The sequence below is a fragment of the Celeribacter baekdonensis genome (assembly GCF_003047105.1).
Lineage (GTDB): Bacteria > Pseudomonadota > Alphaproteobacteria > Rhodobacterales > Rhodobacteraceae > Celeribacter > Celeribacter baekdonensis_B.
This window is the reverse complement of the sequence record NZ_CP028475.1, coordinates 2,150,336-2,167,366: the sequence shown is the minus strand read 5'-3', so window position 1 is coordinate 2,167,366 and position 17,031 is coordinate 2,150,336. Positions and strand designations below refer to the sequence as shown.

Below are 17,031 nucleotides of genomic sequence, written 5' to 3'. Positions count from 1 at the left end.
GGCTCTGTCCCTTTTACATGTCGTAGGTGAAATTGGCGATGTAGCTGCGCCCCGCCACGGCGGTTCCGGCCCCCTCGGAGGTCAAAGGCACAGAAATCTCATTCGGGCTGTCGCGGCGGTCTTCGACGGCGGCGTCGATATGAAGCGTGTAGCCCGCGTCAAACAGAGCATCCGCCAGATCCAGCGAGATTTTCAAGGATCGCCCTGCGCCCACACTGGCACCGGTAATCCCGTTGATCTGCGCTGTGTCGCCGCCGGTGTACCGATACCAATCTGTCAGGTGTTTGTAATATTTCGACTTGCGGCCCGCCATCCAAAGGCTGCCCGCATAGGCCCCTTGCGGGTCAGTGACGTAGACCGCCAGATAGGCCCCATCGCCGCTATAGTTTTTGAGCTGAGTTGTGAGGGTCACGGGGCGCGCCATGGCGAGGCCGGGCAGGGTCAGCGCCGTTGTCAGAGCCAGTGTTGCGAGAAGAGATTTCATCTGAGACATTCCTTTTTATCACAATTTATACGCGCTGGGCGGGGCTTCCCGCCGCAGCGCGGCGACATTTAATTCACTTGAACCTGAGGGGGTGTATCGGTGCTAAACAGTCCATTCGGCGGTGGGGCAACGGTGCCTGCGGGGGCGGGATTTGGGGCGACCTCGCCGCAGTCGTCATCATCCTCGCCGTATTTTCTTTCGCGACGATCATCGTCATCATCTTCGCAGTCATCATCATCGTCGTCGTCATTCTCAAGCCAACGCAACCACCCGTGCCCTTCATCGTCGTCATCACTGACAAAAAGGAGCGATGCTGTGTTTGATGTGCTGGCACCTGCGGTCACGGTGCCGAGTGGCATGCCATAAAACGGCGCAGAGGGGCCGCTCCATGCGGGCAAGCCGAGCGTGGCGCAGAGGGCGGTCGAGGCGACAAGAAGGGGCAAAGTCTTTTTCATGGATACAGGTCCTTTGTTCATTTTGTGACACATTGAAGCGCCAACCTGAGCGTCGCCTGACGCGGAACAGATTTTTGCTTCAGCTTGCTGTCAGGTGCTACAGTCAGATCCAAAAAAGGCCCCGCCGGTTAGGACGGGGCCAAGGCGGCCGAGGGGACACACGGCATGGGGAACTAGGATGGTGAATTAGGATGGGCAATTAGGATGCGGGAAACCGCAGTGCGGGCCGTCAGTCGTCATGACGTTCGTCACGCTCAACGCGGCGATGATCGTCGTCATCTCCTTCGTCTTCATATTCGAAATCAAGCACTTGAAGCGTTGCGGGGTGCACCGTCACTTCAATCGGGTGGCCCTCGGCATCGCTGCCGATGATCTCATAACAGCCATCGTCAATCTTGATCCGGCGCACCGTCCAGCCGTTTTCTTGCGCCAGTTGCGCCACCGCTTCGCGCGGCTGCCAATCGGCCATCGGTACGAAACAATCGTCCTCGGCCATAGCCATCCCGGCGGGCAAGGCCAGAAGAAAGCTCAGAATTGTCAAGGGTGTCTTCATGGGCCAAACTCCGTTTTGCGGCCATCTTGGGGTGACATTGCATCCCCAAGCTGACGAGAACCTGACGCGGGACACATCTCTGCGTCAGCTTTGCGTCAGCCAGAAAGGTGATAGAAGATCATCAAGAGATAAAAAGGGAAAGCCATGCGACTCCTGTTGATCGAGGATGACACTGTTTTGGGTGCCGCCGTGCGCGACCAGATCGCAGCGGATGGCCATTCGGTGGATTGGGCCAACCGTCTTGATGCGGCCACGGATGCGATCCATGGCGCGGCGTTTGATTTGATCCTGTTGGATTTGATGCTGCCTGATGGGCGCGGGATCGGATTTCTCAAAACCCTGCGCGCGCGCGGCGATGTGACCCCGGTGATCATCTTGACCGCCTTGGATCAGATTTCGGACCGGATTGAGGGGCTGAATGCGGGGGCGGATGATTATCTGGTCAAACCGTTCGATTTGGCGGAACTCTCCGCCCGGATCGGATCGGTTGCGCGGCGCTATTCGGGCAATCCAAATCCGATCATCAGCCACGGCGGGCTTGATATTGATCTGGCCGCGCGCAGCGTGCATCGCGAGGGCAAACAAGTGGCTTTAACCGCCCGTGAATGGGCGTTGTTGGAGGCATTTCTTGCGCGTCCCGGTCAGCTTTTGTCGAAACCCCAGCTCGAAGAAAAACTCTATGCCTTCTCGTCCGAGATCGAAAGCAACACCATCGAAGTCCATGTCAGCCGCCTGCGCAAAAAGCTGGGCGCGGGGGTGATCGAAACCGAGCGTGGTATGGGCTACCGTTTGGGCAAGGCATGAGAGTGCCGCGCAGTCTTCAGGCTCGGTTGGGGCTGTCGCTTGGGGTGTTGCTGACGCTATTGTGGATTGCGGCGGCCTCTGTGACGGCGGTGATTTTGCGCCAGGAAATGGACGAGGTGTTTGACAGCGCGCTGCAAGAAACCGCTCAACGGATTTTGCCACTGGCCGCCATTGATATTGTCGGGCGCGATGACACCGGCGCGACCCAAAGGATCGGTGAGGTCCGCGAGCATAGTGAGTTTTTCACCTATGTGGTCCGCGACAGTGAAGGCCGCGTTCTTTTGCAATCGCATGCCGCAGATCTGGCGATATTTCCCACCTATGACGGGCCGGGGTTTCGCCAAACCACCACGCATCGGCTCTATAATGACGATGTGTTGCAAGGCAGCATTCGCATCACCATCGCCGAGCCTTTGGATCATCGGGCGCAAGTGGCGCGCGAAATTCAGATGGGGCTTGGCCTGCCGCTTTTGGTGGTGATCCCTGTGGCGCTTTTGGCGATTGCTTTGGCGGTGCGGGCGAGTTTTGCCTCTCTACGCCATTTTCGCGAGCGGCTTGAGACACGCAATGCGCGGGATTTGTCGCCGATTCCGGCGGATCATATGCCCGCCGAAGTCGCGCCGATCGCGGCTACGCTCAATGATTTGTTGCACCGTTTGAACGGCGCGTTTGAGGCCGAGCGCAGCTTTGCCGCCAATGCCGCGCATGAGCTGCGCACGCCTTTGGCCGGGGCCATCGCTCAGGCGCAGCGGCTGCAATCGGAGACGACTGACCCAGCGGCCCGCGCCCGTGCCACCGACATTGAAGTGACGCTGAAACGGCTCACCCGGCTGTCCGAACGCCTGATGCAATTGGCGCGCGCGGAAGGGGGGCGGTTGCGGTTGGATCAGGCCTCGGATCTGCGCATGGTGGCGCGGATCATTGTTGAGGATCTCGCGCGTATCACCGCCCCGGATCGCATTGTTTTGACCCTGCCAGAGCGTCCGGTGATGTCTGATTTGGACCCGGATGCGTTTGGTATCCTGTGCCGTAATCTGGTTGAAAACGCCCTGCGGCACGGGTCACAAAGCGCGCCGATTTTGGTGGTGCTGACAGCCGATGGTCATCTGAGCGTGTCCAATGAAGGCCCTGTGGTGCCACCTGACACGCTGGCGCGCCTGACCGCCCGGTTTGAACGTGCGGGCACTGAGGCGGATGGCAGCGGGCTTGGCCTTGCCATTGTGGCAGCAATTGCGGAACGGATCGGTAGTCCCCTTGTCTTGACCTCCCCGCGCGCGGGCTCTGCGTCCGGGTTCGAAGTCAGCGTGAGATTGATCTCCAAAGATGCGACGCCCCGCGCCTCCGGCACCGGTGCGTAAGGCGCTGTGCGTTGCCGATTTTGAGGGGGGGCTGATTTCGCGCTCTCATATCTGGTCCACAATGAACGTCGCGATCATCATGTCGAGGTGAGCCCCGCCCCCATTTTTGAAGAGGGTTATCTCCTGTTCGTTCTGGCGCCCCGAATTGGGTGCTTTGACCAGATCGTAGAGATCGCCTTTCACCGCGTCTGCCGTGATCACACCGTTTGCAATTGGGATTTTCAGCTCGCCGATATGATCAATCGTCGTCGCGCGGCTGTCTACAAAGAGAGAGCCGGTAGCGATCAGCCGATCATCAGCCTCACGCATGTCTGCTTTGAAAGCGCCAATCAGGTCCACATGCGTTCCCTCTTTCACCCAATCGGCTTTGAGGATCGGGTCGCGCGCCATGGTTGCGGTCGAAACGATGTCCGCTTTGGCAACGGCTGTTGCCAGATCCGGTGCAGCGAAGACGTCGAGATCTTCGGAGGCAAATTCTTGTGCGAGGGCTTCTGACTGTGCGCTTCGGCGCGACCAGATCCCGATCTGCCGGAGCGATGGCATGACAGCGCTGTAGGCCTTGATGAGGCTGCGCGCGACCGTACCCGCCCCCACAATCAGCAAAGTCTGACTGTCTGGCCGGGCCAGCAGGGTGGCCCCAAGAACGGAGTCTGCGGCGGTTTTGATCTCGGTGACGAGTTTGCTGTCGATAATGGCGACAAGCTGACCATGCTCAGGTTCGAACACCAACATCGCCCCTTGGACTGTCGGCAATCCCGCTTTTGCATTCTTGTCAAAGACTGTGACCGATTTCAGGCCGTAGCCTAGCCCCGGAACATAGGCCCCGCGGCTGAGCAATGTGCCGTCGGCGGGGCCAAGGAAAATGTCACCGATTTGGGCCTGTGGCCGCGTGTGGCCATCGCGCAGGGCAGCGACTGCGTCGCACCATGAAAACCGGGACGCCACGTCGTCATAGGAGATGGTTCTTGGGGTCATTTTCAGTCCTTAAATCTCTTCAAGCCAACGTGCCGTTGCGGATACGCCTTCGACATCAACATCTTGTCCGGTGATGCGCTCTGCAATCAGGTCTGCGCAGCCAGCCGCCATCGTCCAGCCAAGTTGACCGTGTCCCGCGTTGATCCAGAGGTTTTCAAACTTTCGGATGCGCCCAAGATAGGGCGGCCCCGCTGGGGTGCTCGGCCGCAAACCGGACCAGAAGCCCGCACTGTCGGCGTCCACCGCGTCCCCGAAGGTGCAGGCAACATAGTCACGCAGCAATGCCGTGCGGTCGTCCGGTAGCGACCGATCAAATCCAGCGAACTCTGCGAGCGCGGTGACACGCAACTGACCGCCATAGGCCGCAACGGCCATCAACGCGGTTTCGTCCACAAAAGGCAACGTCGGGATGCGTGCGTCGTCCAGTATGCGCCAGCTCCCCGAATAGCCCTTTACCGGGTAAATGTGCGGCGCGACACCCAATGGGCGCATCAGGGCCGGGGTGTCTGCTCCAGTTGTCAAAATCACCGCTTCGGCGGGGATGGGCCCTGTGTCCGTCAACACCGCCCGAATCCCATTGGCCCGCCGTTCGAACCCGGACACGTTGGTTTCGAACTGAAAGTTCACATCAAATTTCTCGGTCAGAGCCGTGGCCACACGGCTGGCAAATAAGCGGCAATCGCCAACCGAGTCGTAAGGGCTGAAAATCCCGCCTGCGAATTGATCGGCGCGGCCCGCCAGACTGGGTTCCCTTGCGATCAAGTCCTGACGCCCAAGAACCTGAAAGCCGCCCTCACCAGAGCGTTCCAGCGCGCTTGAATAGGCTGCAAACTGAGCCTCGTCTTGAAAGAGATAGAGTCCTCCGTCATGGCGCAGCTCGGGTGTGAGGCCTAAATCCGCTTCGATGCTTTTGGTCAAATCCCGGCTATATCGACTGAGCTTTTGTAGCTTTGCCGTGTTGGACAGGTGGGCTTTGTGGCTGCAATGGACCAGAAAACTCGCGCCCCAGCGGAGCAATGCCGGGTCTGCCAAGCGCGTCACCTTTACGCCGGGTTCATGGCCAAACATAGCCCTCCCAATAGAGCCAATCGCGCCTGGACCCGCCCAGGATTTGGCGTGACCGACCGCAAGAATCCCGGCATTTGCATAGCTGCACATTTGTGCGGGCTGTGATGCGCGGTCTACGACGCACACAGATTTCCCGCGCTTGGCCAAGGCGTAGGCGGTCAGCACACCCACAATGCCGCAGCCGATTATGACGAAAGGCGGGGTTCGTGCCATCAAACTGTCTCCTGAGAGTCGCAAATCCACACCACTTTGGCCGGTCCGTCATGGCCAACTGTCAGCACGGCGTGGCCTAAACGGCTGTCAAAGGCGATGCTGTCTCCTGCGTCAAGCAGGCGTGGTTTGTACTGTTCGACCCAGACTTCGACGCGGCCTGTTTGCACCACGATCTGTTCCTGTCCCGAGTGTGACTGAAGCGGTCCGTATTCCTCAATGGTGCGGCACAAAATGTCTGCGCGAAACACGAGAAATGGCTTGGCAAGGGCATCGTCACACAACAGTTCGAAGCGATATTGAGGTGTTTCGATGATCCGGCCAGTCCCTGCTTTCGTCAGCGCCGACCAGCCTCCAAGATCGGAGCGCTGGCTGTTCCCAAGGAGATCCCGCAGGCCAACCCCGAAGCCGTCGCAAATTTTCGAAATGACGTCGAATGTGGGCGAAAGGTGCCCGTTTTCGATTCTGGAAAGTGTTGCGGCCGAAACTGAACACGCGGCTGCGGCTCGGCTCAGAGACACATCTCGATCGCGGCGCAGCGCTTTCAGGTTTCGTCCAACGTCCAGGGTTGATCGTGCGTCGGCGCTTTGGCTTTGCATCGGTATTAAATCGGTTTTCTTCATGCTTTTCCCCGCAGGCCCTTCCCTAATGGCAAATTTTTTGCGTATATGCAACGCCTCGCAGGCACTGCGGTCGATGTTCATCTCGGCCTCGCCGTTTGGCTCACACTGGCGCGACGCGCGCGGGATCGAGAGTGGGGTGCTTTTACGCTCTTTTGCGGTGCGTCACGACATCACCCGCGTCGCTACAAAGTCGGCGCGTTGCTGTATGTCGGTCCTCGGAAGCACCGTGATCGCATATCCAAGTGCGGCATAGGTCTCGCGCATCACGGCACAGGTCGCCTCGGCCTCGGCGCGGGTCTGCTTGCGTTCGGTGTCCTGTGTGAAGATCTCGTCCCAGTAGGGCGCCAGGAAAATCCTGTGATTGTAGCGGGCCGCTTTTACCGCTGCGGCGACATGCGATGGAACAGCGAGCCCACAGAATGTCAGATAGCCCATGATGTCGGTAATGCCGCGATCGAAAATCACAGGGCCTGAGAGCGCCTGTGCGGCGCTGAAGGAGTGCATGTCTTGCTCCAGCATTCGTTCGGCGTAGGCCACAGGATCTACCCAAGGCAGGGCATTCCCTCCGCTCTGCATCTCTTCGCGGATGATCGCACGACCGGATTCGGGGATTGTGTGAAAGCCGCGACGAGCAAGCTCGGTGATCAGGCTTGTCTTGCCTGCACCGGGGCCGCCCGTCACGACGAAGAACTGGTCGCTCATGGGCCATCCTAGGGTTTGACAGGGAAATGACTGCGCAGCAATCAACACGCCATAGGCATGGATCGGAGCAGCACGAGATTTCGTAGGAAAATCAGCACCTGTCTTCGCGACAGAGGCAAATCCTCTGACGGAAAAGGCACAAATATCTGGTGCTTTTCAAAAGGGAATTTGGTGGAGCCTAGCGGGATCGAACCGCTGACCTCCTGCATGCCATGCAGGCGCTCTCCCAGCTGAGCTAAGGCCCCATTTGACCGATTTTACCGCTGTGTCTGGCGGGGTGCGAGGGGCGTTTGCCGCCCGCTCGCGCTTCGTAGGGTGTCTCGCTTGGGGTTGCAAGCGAAAAAAATCGGCCCCGTAAAAATTTTTTACGAGACCGCTTTCGTCTCTCAATCGTCGTCGTCTGCGGCGACGTCTGCGATCTCGTCGAGCGAGACATTGTCGTCGTCGTCGTCCACGAGCAGATCGTCTTCGATATCGACATCTGCGTCATCATCAATCAACAGATCTTCATCATCGGCATCGTCGTCGATCGGGGCAGCTTTTTCGGCAATGGCCACGCGCGACTTGTTGTTCATGTCAAAGGTGACGGTTTCGCCGGTGTAGGGCGACACGATCGGATTTTTGTTCAGGTCGTAGAACCGTTTGCCGGTGGTCGGGCATACGCGCTTTACGCCCCATTCCTCATTGGGCATGATAATCCCTTTCGTCATAACTGGTCCAGGTGCGGAGATTGACGCGCCATGCCATATCGCGACGGGGGTGTCAAAGCCTTTCGCCCTAATCTAAAGTAAACACTGGGACAGACGGGGGGCAAAGAGCACGGACTCTTTGGCCCAAGCGGAGAAAAGAGACGTCGTGAGCGAGACCATTTTGTTGGGCCAGCCGCCTGTGCATATCACCCTGCGCCGCTCTGGTCAGGCGCGCAGGCTCTCGCTGCGCGTGTCGCGGCTGGATGGTCGCGTGACCCTGTCGATGCCAAAGCGGGTGCCCGAACGCGAAGCCATGGCGTTTTTGCGGGAAAAAGAACTTTGGATCAGAAAGCACCTTGAGGCACGCACGCCCGACCAGACCGTGGGCTTCGGTCAGGCGATTCCCTTTTTGGGGCAAGATGTGGAGATCGTTCCCGGTCGGGGCCGGGCGGCGCGTCTGATTGAGGGGCAATTGCATGTGCCCGGCGCGGAGGATCGCGTGGCAGCTCGGGTGCAGGCCTTTCTCAAACTCCAAGCGCAACTGCGCCTCAGGGCGGCCTCTGATCACTATGCCGAGGCGCTTGGAACCACCTATGGCCGGATCACTTTGCGCGACACCCGCTCGCGCTGGGGCTCCTGTACCAGCGCGGGCAATCTGATGTATTCGTGGCGGCTGGTGATGGCCCCTGAGGCGGTGCTGAACTATGTTGCGGCGCATGAGGTGGCACATCGGTTGGAGATGAATCATTCAGATCGGTTTTGGGCGCAGGTCGCCAAGGTTTGCCCGGATCATGCCCGGCATCGGGCATGGCTGCGCTCGGAGGGCGAAGGATTACATGCGTGGCGGTTCGAGACGGATTGACCTTGCTGTGTTTTGTGATCACATTGCACCCATGATCACACCCATCCCACGCCCCTCTGATACGCTCGGTGCTGCCCATGATCGCGTGTATCGCACTTTGCGCACGCGCATCATGCATGGCGAATTTCGTCCCGGTGAGGCGCTGACCCTGCGCGGGATTGGCAAAATGTTTGATGTGTCGATGACGCCCGCGCGCGAAGCGGTGCGGCGGTTGGTGGCCGATGGCGGGCTGAACCTCAGTTCCTCGGGCCGGTTGAGCACGCCGGAGCTGAGCAATGAGCGGATCGAAGAATTGGCCTCGATCCGGGCTTTGATCGAACCAGAACTGGCCTCTCGGGCTTTGCCGCGGGCACATATGGCCCTGATCGAACGGCTTCAAACCATCAACGGCTCGATCGCGGAAATGGTCGCGAAACATGATGACGTTGGCTATATTCGCACCAATCTGGAATTTCATCGCACGCTGTATTTGCGCGCCCAGGCACCGGCGATGCTGGCGCTGACAGAAACGGTTTGGCTGCAACTTGGTCCGACAATGCGTGCCCTGTACGCCCGCCTTAATCGCACCGAAGTGCCACAAAACCATCGGTTGATTGTGGCCGCTTTGCGGGCGGGGGATGAACCGGGATTGCGGCTTGCCGTGCGCTCCGATGTGACGCAAGGGCTACGGATGTTGGCCGTCTGAGGCGGGCTTTTGCCCAGGTTTCGGTTTCTGTTCAGTCCACGAGAAAATAAAAAATTTTATAAAAATTCGTCGGAAATCGTGGGCTGCTGCGTTCCTGAAAGAGGCGTGTCTGATCTTTGCGGTGCTCAGATCTGCGGCCTACAGAAACCGGCCCGAAATCATCCCCCCGATGTTGGGTCGGGCAGGAAGGGATCATTTTGATGAATGATCTCTTCCTGCAGTGCCGCCAATACTTGACCTTTTCTGCTGTGCAGCGTCTTCTGAAGCGCAGAGTTTTGAAAGGGGCTGGCATGGCACGTTATCTGGAAATGACCGAACTGATGACGCCGGATATGGCGAATTTTTCTGGCAAGGTGCACGGTGGTGCTTTGCTTAAGCTTTTGGATTTGGTCGCATTTTCCTGTGCCTCGCGCTATTCAGGCAAATATGCGGTGACGTTGTCCGTCGATCAGGTGACGTTCAAAGAACCGATCGCCGTGGGCGAATTGGTGCATTTTCGGGCGACGGTGAATTACGTGGGCCGCACCTCGATGGAGATCGGTATCCGGGTCGAGGCCGAAGATATTCGCACCCAAACCGTGCGCCACACCAATTCCTGCTACTTCACCATGGTGGCGGTGGATGACGATGGCAAATCCGCTCCTGTGCCACAGTTTGTGCCGGAGACGGAGATGGATCAAAAGCGTTGGAATTCTGCCGAATTGCGCAAAGTGTTGCGCCGCGAACATGCCGCGCGGATGGCCAATATTGCCGCCACGGGCGAAGATAAGAAATGAGAAAAGGCGCCCTTAAAGGCGCCTTTTCCTTTGATTTTAGGACCGTTTAAAGTGTGATGCCTTTCCCCTGTCTCAGGTTAAAGGCGTCACGCTTTAGGCGTGGATCGGACCGTCGCCGCAGGCCAATGCCGCCTCACGCACGGCTTCCGAATAGGTCGGGTGGGCGTGGCAGGTCAGTGCAATGTCTTGGGCCGAGCCGCCGTATTCCATTGCCACACAGATCTCGTGGATCATGTCGCCCGCTGCCGGGCCGATGATCGCGGCGCCAAGCAAACGGTCGGTCTCTGCATCCGCGATAAGTTTGACGAAGCCGTCGCCTTGGAACACGGCCTTGGCGCGGGCGTTGCCCATGAACGAGAATTTGCCGATTTTGACCTTGCGGCCTTCTTCTTTCAACTGCGCTTCGGTTTGGCCGACGGTGGCGACCTCGGGCGACGTGTAGATCACACCGGGGATCACGGCGTAGTTGACGTGGCCATGTTTGCCCGCAAGCACCTCTGCCACGGCCATGCCTTCGTCCTCGGCTTTATGCGCCAACATCGGACCGACAATCGCGTCACCGATGGCGTAGATGCCTTTGACGTTGGTGGCCCAATGGGCGTCGGTTTTGACCTGACCACGCGGGGTGAATTCGACGCCCAACTCAGTAAGTCCAAGACCATCCGTGAAAGGTTTGCGGCCCGTGGCGACCAAAACGACATCGGCGTCAAGCGTGTGCTCAGAGTCGTCTTTTTTGAGTTTGTAGGTCAGCTTGGCTTTGGTTTTCGAGGCGTCCACACCCTGCACAGCCGCGCCAAGGATGAAGTTCAGCCCTTGTTTCTCAAGCAGCTTTTTAAACGTGCGTTGAACGTCTGCGTCCATGCCCGGGGTGATGAAATCCATGTATTCGACCACGGTCACTTCGGAGCCAAGGCGGGCGTAGACCGAGCCAAGTTCCAGACCGATGACACCCGCGCCGATGACGGCGAGTTTTTTCGGCACTTTCGGCAAGTCTAGCGCGCCCGTGCTGTCGACCACGACGCCGCCGTCATTGTTGACCTCAACGCCCGGCAGAGAGGTGGGCACAGATCCCGTGGCGATCACGATGTTTTTCGCCTCATGGACCTCGTCGCCGACTTTGACTTTGCCAACGGCGGGGAGGGTGGCCCAGCCTTTGATCCAGTCGATCTTGTTCTTTTTGAACAAGAATTCGATGCCGCCAGTGTTCTGACCGACCACATCATCTTTGTAGGATTTCATCTGATCCCAATCGACCGATGGGGATTTGCCTTTGAGGCCCATCTTGGCGAAATTATGCTCCGCCTCATGCAGATGGTGGGTGGCGTTCAGCAGTGCTTTCGAGGGGATACAGCCGACATTGAGGCAGGTCCCGCCCAAGGTGCCGCGGCCTTCGACCACGGCGGTTTTCAGGCCCAGTTGGGCACAGCGGATGGCGGAGACATAGCCGCCGGGGCCAGCACCGATGATGATTACGTCGTAGGAAGCCATGGTCTTCTCCTTGGTCTTGAACTCTATGCGGGGCCGCTCAGATCAGAGCGGCAATGAAAAGGACGGCGATGGAGAGCATCGCCACCATCCAGATATAGGACCGCCACGGCACCCATCCGAGGGCATAGGCGGGAATGTAGAGCGCGCGGGCCGCGAGATAGGCCCAAGCGGCGATGACGGTCACCAGGTTCGATTGATCGGTGACATGGATCAAGAGCACGGCGGCGGCGAAAAACGGGAACATTTGGACATGGTTGTCATAGGCCCGCAGCATCCGCGCCGTGGTCTTGCGCATCTCGCGCCTTGGTGCGCGGTCGCGGGGCGAGGTGGTATAGCCCGGCCCCAGATCGACATTCGCCATATAAGAGGCCACCACGAATTGCGCGATGTGCAAGAGGCCTGCGAGGGCGAGGAGGGTGAGGAGGGGGGTCATTTTGAATATCGTGCCAACGCAATGTCGTCTTCGAAACTTTTTCCACGTCTGCGTAGGTACGCGTCACGAAAACGCTTCTCTTGGTCAGGATCATATTTTGCGAGGTCGGCAACTGTCTCTTTGCAGTCCGACAAGCCTGACAGAACACCAGAGACAATCTGCGATGGGGAATGAGTGCCGTTCTCGAACCAGTTCAACATTTGCTCGCGTGTCACGACGTGCTTCCGCCGAAATTGAGCATTTGCCTTTGATAGAAGGGTATCATGGCAAGACAGAAAAGCATCGAGGCAATCGTAGAGCTTGTGAAACTCGTCGAGTACCTCTTCTTTCGAACGTCGCGCCATGGATTTGTCCCAGACAGTTGAAAAGGTGTGGGGCTAAAGTGGCCCCACAACCACGTGTTTACAGATCCATCAACAGACGACGCGGGTCTTCCAGCGCTTCTTTGACGCGCACGAGGAAGGTCACAGCGCCTTTGCCGTCGACGATGCGGTGGTCATAAGACAGGGCCAGATACATCATCGGGCGGATCACAACTTGGCCGTTGATCGCCATCGGGCGGTCTTGGATTTTGTGCATGCCGAGGATGCCGGATTGCGGCGGGTTCAGGATCGGGGAGGACATCAGGGAGCCATAGACACCACCGTTGGAGATGGTGAAGGTGCCGCCCTGCATTTCCGCCATGGAGAGTTTGCCATCACGGGCACGACGGCCTTTCTCGGAGATCGCTTTTTCGATCTCGGCAAAAGACATCGCATCGGCATCGCGAATGACCGGGACCACGAGGCCCTGCGGGGTGCCCGCCGCGACGCCCATGTTGACGTAGTTTTTGTAAACCACATCGGTGCCGTCAATTTCGGCGTTCACTTCCGGCACTTCTTTGAGCGCATGCACGCAGGCTTTGGTGAAGAAGGACATAAAGCCCAAACGCACGCCGTGCTTTTTCTCAAACTCGTCTTTGTATTGGTTCCGAAGCGCCATCACCTCGGTCATGTCGACCTCGTTATAGGTGGTGAGCATCGCTGCGGTGTTTTGCGACTCTTTGAGGCGGCGCGCGATGGTTTGGCGCAGCTTGGTCATTTTCACGCGCTCTTCGCGGGCGGCATCAGAGGGCGCGGACGGTGCACGCGGAGCGGCAGCGGGAGCCGGCGCAGTTTTCGGCGCGGCCATGGCTTTGAGCACGTCGTCTTTCATGATGCGGCCATCTTTGCCAGTGCCGGTCACAGAGGCGGCATCCACGCCGTGTTCGGCCATCATTTTGGTGGCGGAAGGCGCGTTTTCAACGTCTTTGCCTGTGGACGCAGCGGCAGGAGCAGCAGCGGCGGCCGGAGCAGCCGCAGAGGCACCCGCACCCGACGAGATCACGGCGAGTTTGGCGGAGGCGTCCACGGTGGTGCCTTCGACGGCAACGATTTCAGTCAACACACCTGCGGCAGGGGACGGCACTTCGACGGAGACCTTGTCGGTTTCCAACTCGCAGAGCATTTCGTCCTGAGCCACAGTGTCACCCACGGCTTTGAACCATGTGGCCACGGTGGCCTCGGTGACGGATTCGCCAAGGGTCGGGACCATCACATCGACAGAAGACCCAGACGCGGCCGGAGCGGCTGCGGGAGCGGCTTCGGCTTTCGGTGCGGGGGCCGCGGCGGCACCGTCGCCTGCGTTCAGCGTGGCCAAGAGCGCGTCCACACCCACGGTGTCGCCCTCTTTGGCAATGATGTCGCCCAAGGTGCCAGCGGCCGGGGAAGGAACTTCGACGGTCACTTTGTCGGTTTCCAATTCGCAGAGCATTTCGTCAACGGCAACAGTGTCGCCCGGCTGTTTGAACCAAGTTGCGACGGTGGCCTCAGTGACGCTTTCGCCAAGGGTGGGGACGCGGATTTCAACGGACATGTGATTATCCTTCGATGTTGAGCGCATCATTCACGAGCGCCGATTGTTGTGCTTTGTGTTGAGATGCGAGACCAGTGGCTGGCGACGCGGAGGCGGCACGACCAGCATAGACCGGGCGCGTGTGTGTGGCATTGATCCGGGTGAGGACCCATTCGATATTGGGCTCAACAAAGGTCCAGCCGCCTTGGTTTTTCGGTTCTTCCTGACACCAGACGACTTCAGCGTCTTTAAAGCGCTCAAGTTCCTTGACCATCGACAGCGCTGGGAACGGGTAGAATTGTTCCAGACGCAGGATGTAAGTGTCGTCTTTACCGGCCGTATCGCGCGCCTCAAGCAGGTCGTAGTAGACCTTGCCCGAACAGATCACGACGCGTTTGATGTCTTTGTCGGCTTTTAGCGTCAGCTCCGATTTCGCGGTGCCGTAGGTGGCATCGGCATCATCCCACAGAACGCGGTGGAAGGAGGAGCCTTCGATGAAATCAGCGGCCACAGAGGTCGCCAATTTGTGACGCAACAAGGATTTCGGCGTCATCAGCACCAGCGGCTTGCGATAGGAGCGATGCAACTGGCGGCGCAGGATGTGGAAGTAGTTCGCAGGCGTCGTACAGTTGGCGACGATCCAGTTGTCCTGACCACACATTTGCAAGAATCGTTCAAGGCGGGCGGAAGAGTGTTCCGGGCCTTGGCCCTCATAGCCGTGTGGCAAGAGCATCACGAGGCCGGACATGCGCAACCATTTGCTTTCACCCGAGGAGATGAATTGGTCGAACATGATTTGCGCACCGTTGGCGAAATCGCCAAACTGCGCTTCCCAAAGCGTCAGAGCATTGGGTTCGGCCAAAGAGTAGCCGTATTCAAAGCCCAAAACCGCATATTCGGAGAGCATCGAGTCGATGACCTCGTAATGGGCCTGACCTTCGCGGATGTGGTTCAGAGGGTAGTAGCGATCCTCGGATTTTTGATCAATCAGAGCCGAATGACGCTGTGAGAAAGTGCCGCGTGTGCTGTCCTGACCGGCCAGACGCACCGGATAGCCTTCTGCCAACAGAGAGCCAAAGGCAATCGCTTCACCTGTCGCCCAATCAAACCCTTTGCCGGTCTCAAACATCTGTGCCTTGGCTTCGAGTTGACGGGCCACGGTTTTATGGATGTTGAAATCAATGGGATGCGAGGTCAGCGACCGGCCAATTTGGGCCATCGTGTCTTGTGAAATCGCGGTTTGACCGCGCTGATACTCTTCGCCCTCACGGTTGATATGCGACCACCGCCCGTCAAGCCAATCGGCTTTGTTCGGCTTAAAGGTCTTGCCCGCTTCGAACTCGTCATTGAGCTGCGCTTGGAACGCGGCTTTCATGTCCTCGATCTCACCTTCCGGGATAAGACCATCCTTGACCAGACGTTCGGTGTAGAGTTGCAACGTGGTCTTGTGCCGCTTGATGCTGGTGTACATCTGCGGGTTGGTGAACATCGGCTCGTCGCCTTCGTTGTGACCAAAGCGGCGATAACAAAAGATGTCGAGAACCACGTCTTTGTGGAACTTCTGACGGAACTCGGTGGCGACTTTCGCGGCGTGCACCACGGCCTCCGGGTCATCGCCGTTGACGTGGAAAATCGGTGCCTCAACGACCAGCGCGTTGTCGGTCGGGTAGGGCGAGGAGCGCGAGAAATGCGGTGCGGTGGTGAACCCGATTTGGTTGTTCACCACGATGTGGATCGTGCCGCCGGTGCGGTGACCGCGCAGACCGGAGAGACCAAAACATTCCGCCACAACGCCTTGGCCGGCAAAAGCGGCATCGCCGTGCAGCAGGATCGGGATCACCGAGGTGCGGTCTTTGTCGTTATACTGATCGGTTTTGGCGCGGGCCTTGCCCAGAACGACCGGGTTCACCGCTTCAAGGTGCGAGGGGTTCGCGGTCAGAGACAAGTGGACCTTGTTGCCATCGAATTCACGATCCGAGGAGGCCCCGAGGTGATATTTCACATCGCCCGAGCCATCCACGTCTTCGGGTTTGAATGAGCCACCTTGGAATTCGTTGAAAATTGCGCGGTAGGGTTTGGACATCACGTTGGCCAAGACCGACAGGCGACCGCGGTGCGGCATGCCGATGACGATCTCTTTGACGCCAAGGTTGCCGCCGCGTTTGATGATCTGCTCCATCGCTGGGATGAGGCTTTCGCCGCCATCCAAACCAAAGCGTTTGGTGCCCATGTATTTGACATGAAGGAATTTTTCAAAGCCCTCAGCCTCAACCAATTTGTTGAGAATGGCTTTGCGGCCTTCGCGGGTGAACTGGATTTCCTTGCCGTAGCCTTCGATCCGCTCTTTCAGCCAACCGGCCTGTTCGGGATCGGAAATATGCATGTATTGCAGCGCGAACGTGCCGCAATAGGTGCGTTTGACGATGTCCATGATCTGACGCATCGAGGCATGTTGCAGCCCCAAAACATTGTCGATGAAAATCGGACGATCCATGTCGGCGTCGGTGAAGCCGTAGGAGCGCGGGTCAAGTTCCGGGTGCTGGGTCTCTTCGCGCATTTTCAGCGGATCGAGATCGGCGGCCAAATGGCCCCGGATGCGGTAGGCGCGGATGATCATGATCGCGCGGATCGAGTCGAGCACAGCGCGTTTGATTTGATCCTCAGAGATCTCAACGCCTTTTTCGACGGCTTTCTCTTTGATCTTTTTCGCGGCAGCAATCGGTTCGGCCCATTGTCCATCCAACGCTTGGGTCAGATCGTCATGCGGCACAGGCGGCCAATCGGCGCGCGCCCAGGACGGCCCCGCAGCCTCGGCGGTGACATCCGATGCGGCATCGCCCAGAGAGTTGAAAAACTCACCCCAGGAGGCGTCCACAGAGGAGGGGTCTTGGGTGTATTTCGCGTAGACCTGTTCAAGGTACTCCGCGTTATGCCCCTGCATAAAGGAAGAGGCGTGGAGGATGTCGTTCGGGCTCTGGTCGTTCATCTTTGCGG

18 protein-coding genes and 1 tRNA gene are annotated in these 17,031 nt (G+C 58.5%); 5 read left to right on the top strand and 14 right to left on the bottom strand.

Going from position 1 to position 17,031, the window contains the following annotated elements:
• Positions 1-13 precede the first annotated feature (13 nt).
• The 3 genes from DA792_RS14255 to DA792_RS14245 form a co-directional block, all read right to left on the bottom strand.
• Complete coding sequence (locus tag DA792_RS14255) at positions 14-484, bottom strand: DUF2271 domain-containing protein (RefSeq protein ID WP_107720512.1); 471 nt, start codon at positions 482-484, stop codon at positions 14-16.
• A gap of 68 nt (positions 485-552) precedes the next feature.
• Positions 553-939, bottom strand: coding sequence for a hypothetical protein (locus DA792_RS14250; protein ID WP_107720511.1), 387 nt, complete (start codon positions 937-939; stop codon positions 553-555).
• A 229-nt stretch (positions 940-1,168) separates the two neighbouring features.
• Positions 1,169-1,492 carry a PepSY domain-containing protein gene (locus DA792_RS14245; protein ID WP_107720510.1) on the bottom strand — a complete coding sequence of 108 codons (324 nt, stop codon included), beginning with the start codon at positions 1,490-1,492 and terminating at the stop codon, positions 1,169-1,171.
• A 144-nt stretch (positions 1,493-1,636) separates the two neighbouring features.
• On the opposite strand from DA792_RS14245, the gene DA792_RS14240 reads away from it, so the two are divergent.
• Both DA792_RS14240 and DA792_RS14235 read left to right on the top strand, forming a co-directional pair.
• Complete coding sequence (locus tag DA792_RS14240; protein WP_107720509.1) at positions 1,637-2,296, top strand: response regulator transcription factor; 660 nt, start codon at positions 1,637-1,639, stop codon at positions 2,294-2,296.
• Positions 2,293-3,654, top strand: a complete 1,362-nt coding sequence (locus DA792_RS14235) for an ATP-binding protein (RefSeq protein ID WP_107720508.1) — start codon at positions 2,293-2,295, stop codon at positions 3,652-3,654. Before DA792_RS14240 ends, DA792_RS14235 begins: the two co-directional genes overlap by 4 nt.
• 45 nt (positions 3,655-3,699) lie before the next feature.
• Here DA792_RS14235 and DA792_RS14230 read toward each other — a convergent pair whose 3' ends face one another.
• The 6 genes from DA792_RS14230 to DA792_RS14205 form a co-directional block, all read right to left on the bottom strand.
• Positions 3,700-4,629: an ornithine cyclodeaminase family protein gene (locus DA792_RS14230; protein ID WP_107720507.1), complete on the bottom strand. Its 930-nt coding sequence runs from the start codon at positions 4,627-4,629 to the stop codon at positions 3,700-3,702.
• 9 nt (positions 4,630-4,638) lie between these two features.
• Complete coding sequence (locus tag DA792_RS14225; RefSeq protein ID WP_107720506.1) at positions 4,639-5,910, bottom strand: FAD-dependent oxidoreductase; 1,272 nt, start codon at positions 5,908-5,910, stop codon at positions 4,639-4,641.
• Positions 5,910-6,611 carry a helix-turn-helix domain-containing protein gene (locus DA792_RS14220; protein ID WP_107720505.1) on the bottom strand — a complete coding sequence of 234 codons (702 nt, stop codon included), beginning with the start codon at positions 6,609-6,611 and terminating at the stop codon, positions 5,910-5,912. The genes DA792_RS14225 and DA792_RS14220 overlap by 1 nt, the downstream gene beginning before the upstream one ends.
• 81 nt (positions 6,612-6,692) lie before the next feature.
• Positions 6,693-7,232, bottom strand: coding sequence for an AAA family ATPase (locus tag DA792_RS14215; RefSeq protein ID WP_107720504.1), 540 nt, complete (start codon positions 7,230-7,232; stop codon positions 6,693-6,695).
• 169 nt (positions 7,233-7,401) lie between these two features.
• Positions 7,402-7,477: transfer RNA gene (locus tag DA792_RS14210), tRNA-Ala, on the bottom strand.
• Positions 7,478-7,618: 141 nt separating this feature from the next.
• A complete protein-coding gene (locus tag DA792_RS14205; protein ID WP_107720503.1) occupies positions 7,619-7,924 on the bottom strand; it encodes a TIGR02300 family protein in 306 nt (101 codons plus the stop codon).
• Positions 7,925-8,087: 163 nt separating this feature from the next.
• Here DA792_RS14205 and DA792_RS14200 point away from each other — a divergent pair, with 163 nt between their 5' ends.
• From DA792_RS14200 to DA792_RS14190, 3 genes are all read left to right on the top strand, one after another.
• Entirely contained in the window at positions 8,088-8,783 is a 696-nt protein-coding gene (locus DA792_RS14200) for a M48 family metallopeptidase (RefSeq protein WP_107720502.1), read from the top strand.
• Between the two features lie 31 nt (positions 8,784-8,814).
• Positions 8,815-9,468 (top strand): GntR family transcriptional regulator, encoded by a 654-nt coding sequence (locus DA792_RS14195; RefSeq protein WP_040402851.1) that lies wholly within the window; start codon positions 8,815-8,817, stop codon positions 9,466-9,468.
• A gap of 290 nt (positions 9,469-9,758) precedes the next feature.
• Positions 9,759-10,244, top strand: a complete 486-nt coding sequence (locus DA792_RS14190; RefSeq protein ID WP_107722713.1) for an acyl-CoA thioesterase — start codon at positions 9,759-9,761, stop codon at positions 10,242-10,244.
• A 93-nt stretch (positions 10,245-10,337) separates the two neighbouring features.
• Here DA792_RS14190 and lpdA read toward each other — a convergent pair whose 3' ends face one another.
• From lpdA to DA792_RS14165, 5 genes are read right to left on the bottom strand one after another with little or no spacing between them, the layout of a single operon-like run.
• Positions 10,338-11,732 carry a dihydrolipoyl dehydrogenase gene (gene lpdA / locus DA792_RS14185; protein ID WP_107720501.1) on the bottom strand — a complete coding sequence of 465 codons (1,395 nt, stop codon included), beginning with the start codon at positions 11,730-11,732 and terminating at the stop codon, positions 10,338-10,340.
• Positions 11,733-11,769: 37 nt separating this feature from the next.
• Positions 11,770-12,165: an MAPEG family protein gene (locus DA792_RS14180; RefSeq protein ID WP_107720500.1), complete on the bottom strand. Its 396-nt coding sequence runs from the start codon at positions 12,163-12,165 to the stop codon at positions 11,770-11,772.
• On the bottom strand, positions 12,162-12,509 hold the full coding sequence (locus tag DA792_RS14175) for a hypothetical protein (RefSeq protein ID WP_107720499.1): 348 nt from the start codon (positions 12,507-12,509) through the stop codon (positions 12,162-12,164). Before DA792_RS14175 ends, DA792_RS14180 begins: the two co-directional genes overlap by 4 nt.
• Before the next feature lie 58 nt (positions 12,510-12,567).
• Positions 12,568-14,058, bottom strand: coding sequence for a 2-oxoglutarate dehydrogenase complex dihydrolipoyllysine-residue succinyltransferase (odhB, locus tag DA792_RS14170; RefSeq protein ID WP_107720498.1), 1,491 nt, complete (start codon positions 14,056-14,058; stop codon positions 12,568-12,570).
• 4 nt (positions 14,059-14,062) lie between these two features.
• On the bottom strand, positions 14,063-17,023 hold the full coding sequence (locus DA792_RS14165) for a 2-oxoglutarate dehydrogenase E1 component (protein WP_107720497.1): 2,961 nt from the start codon (positions 17,021-17,023) through the stop codon (positions 14,063-14,065).
• Positions 17,024-17,031 lie beyond the last annotated feature (8 nt).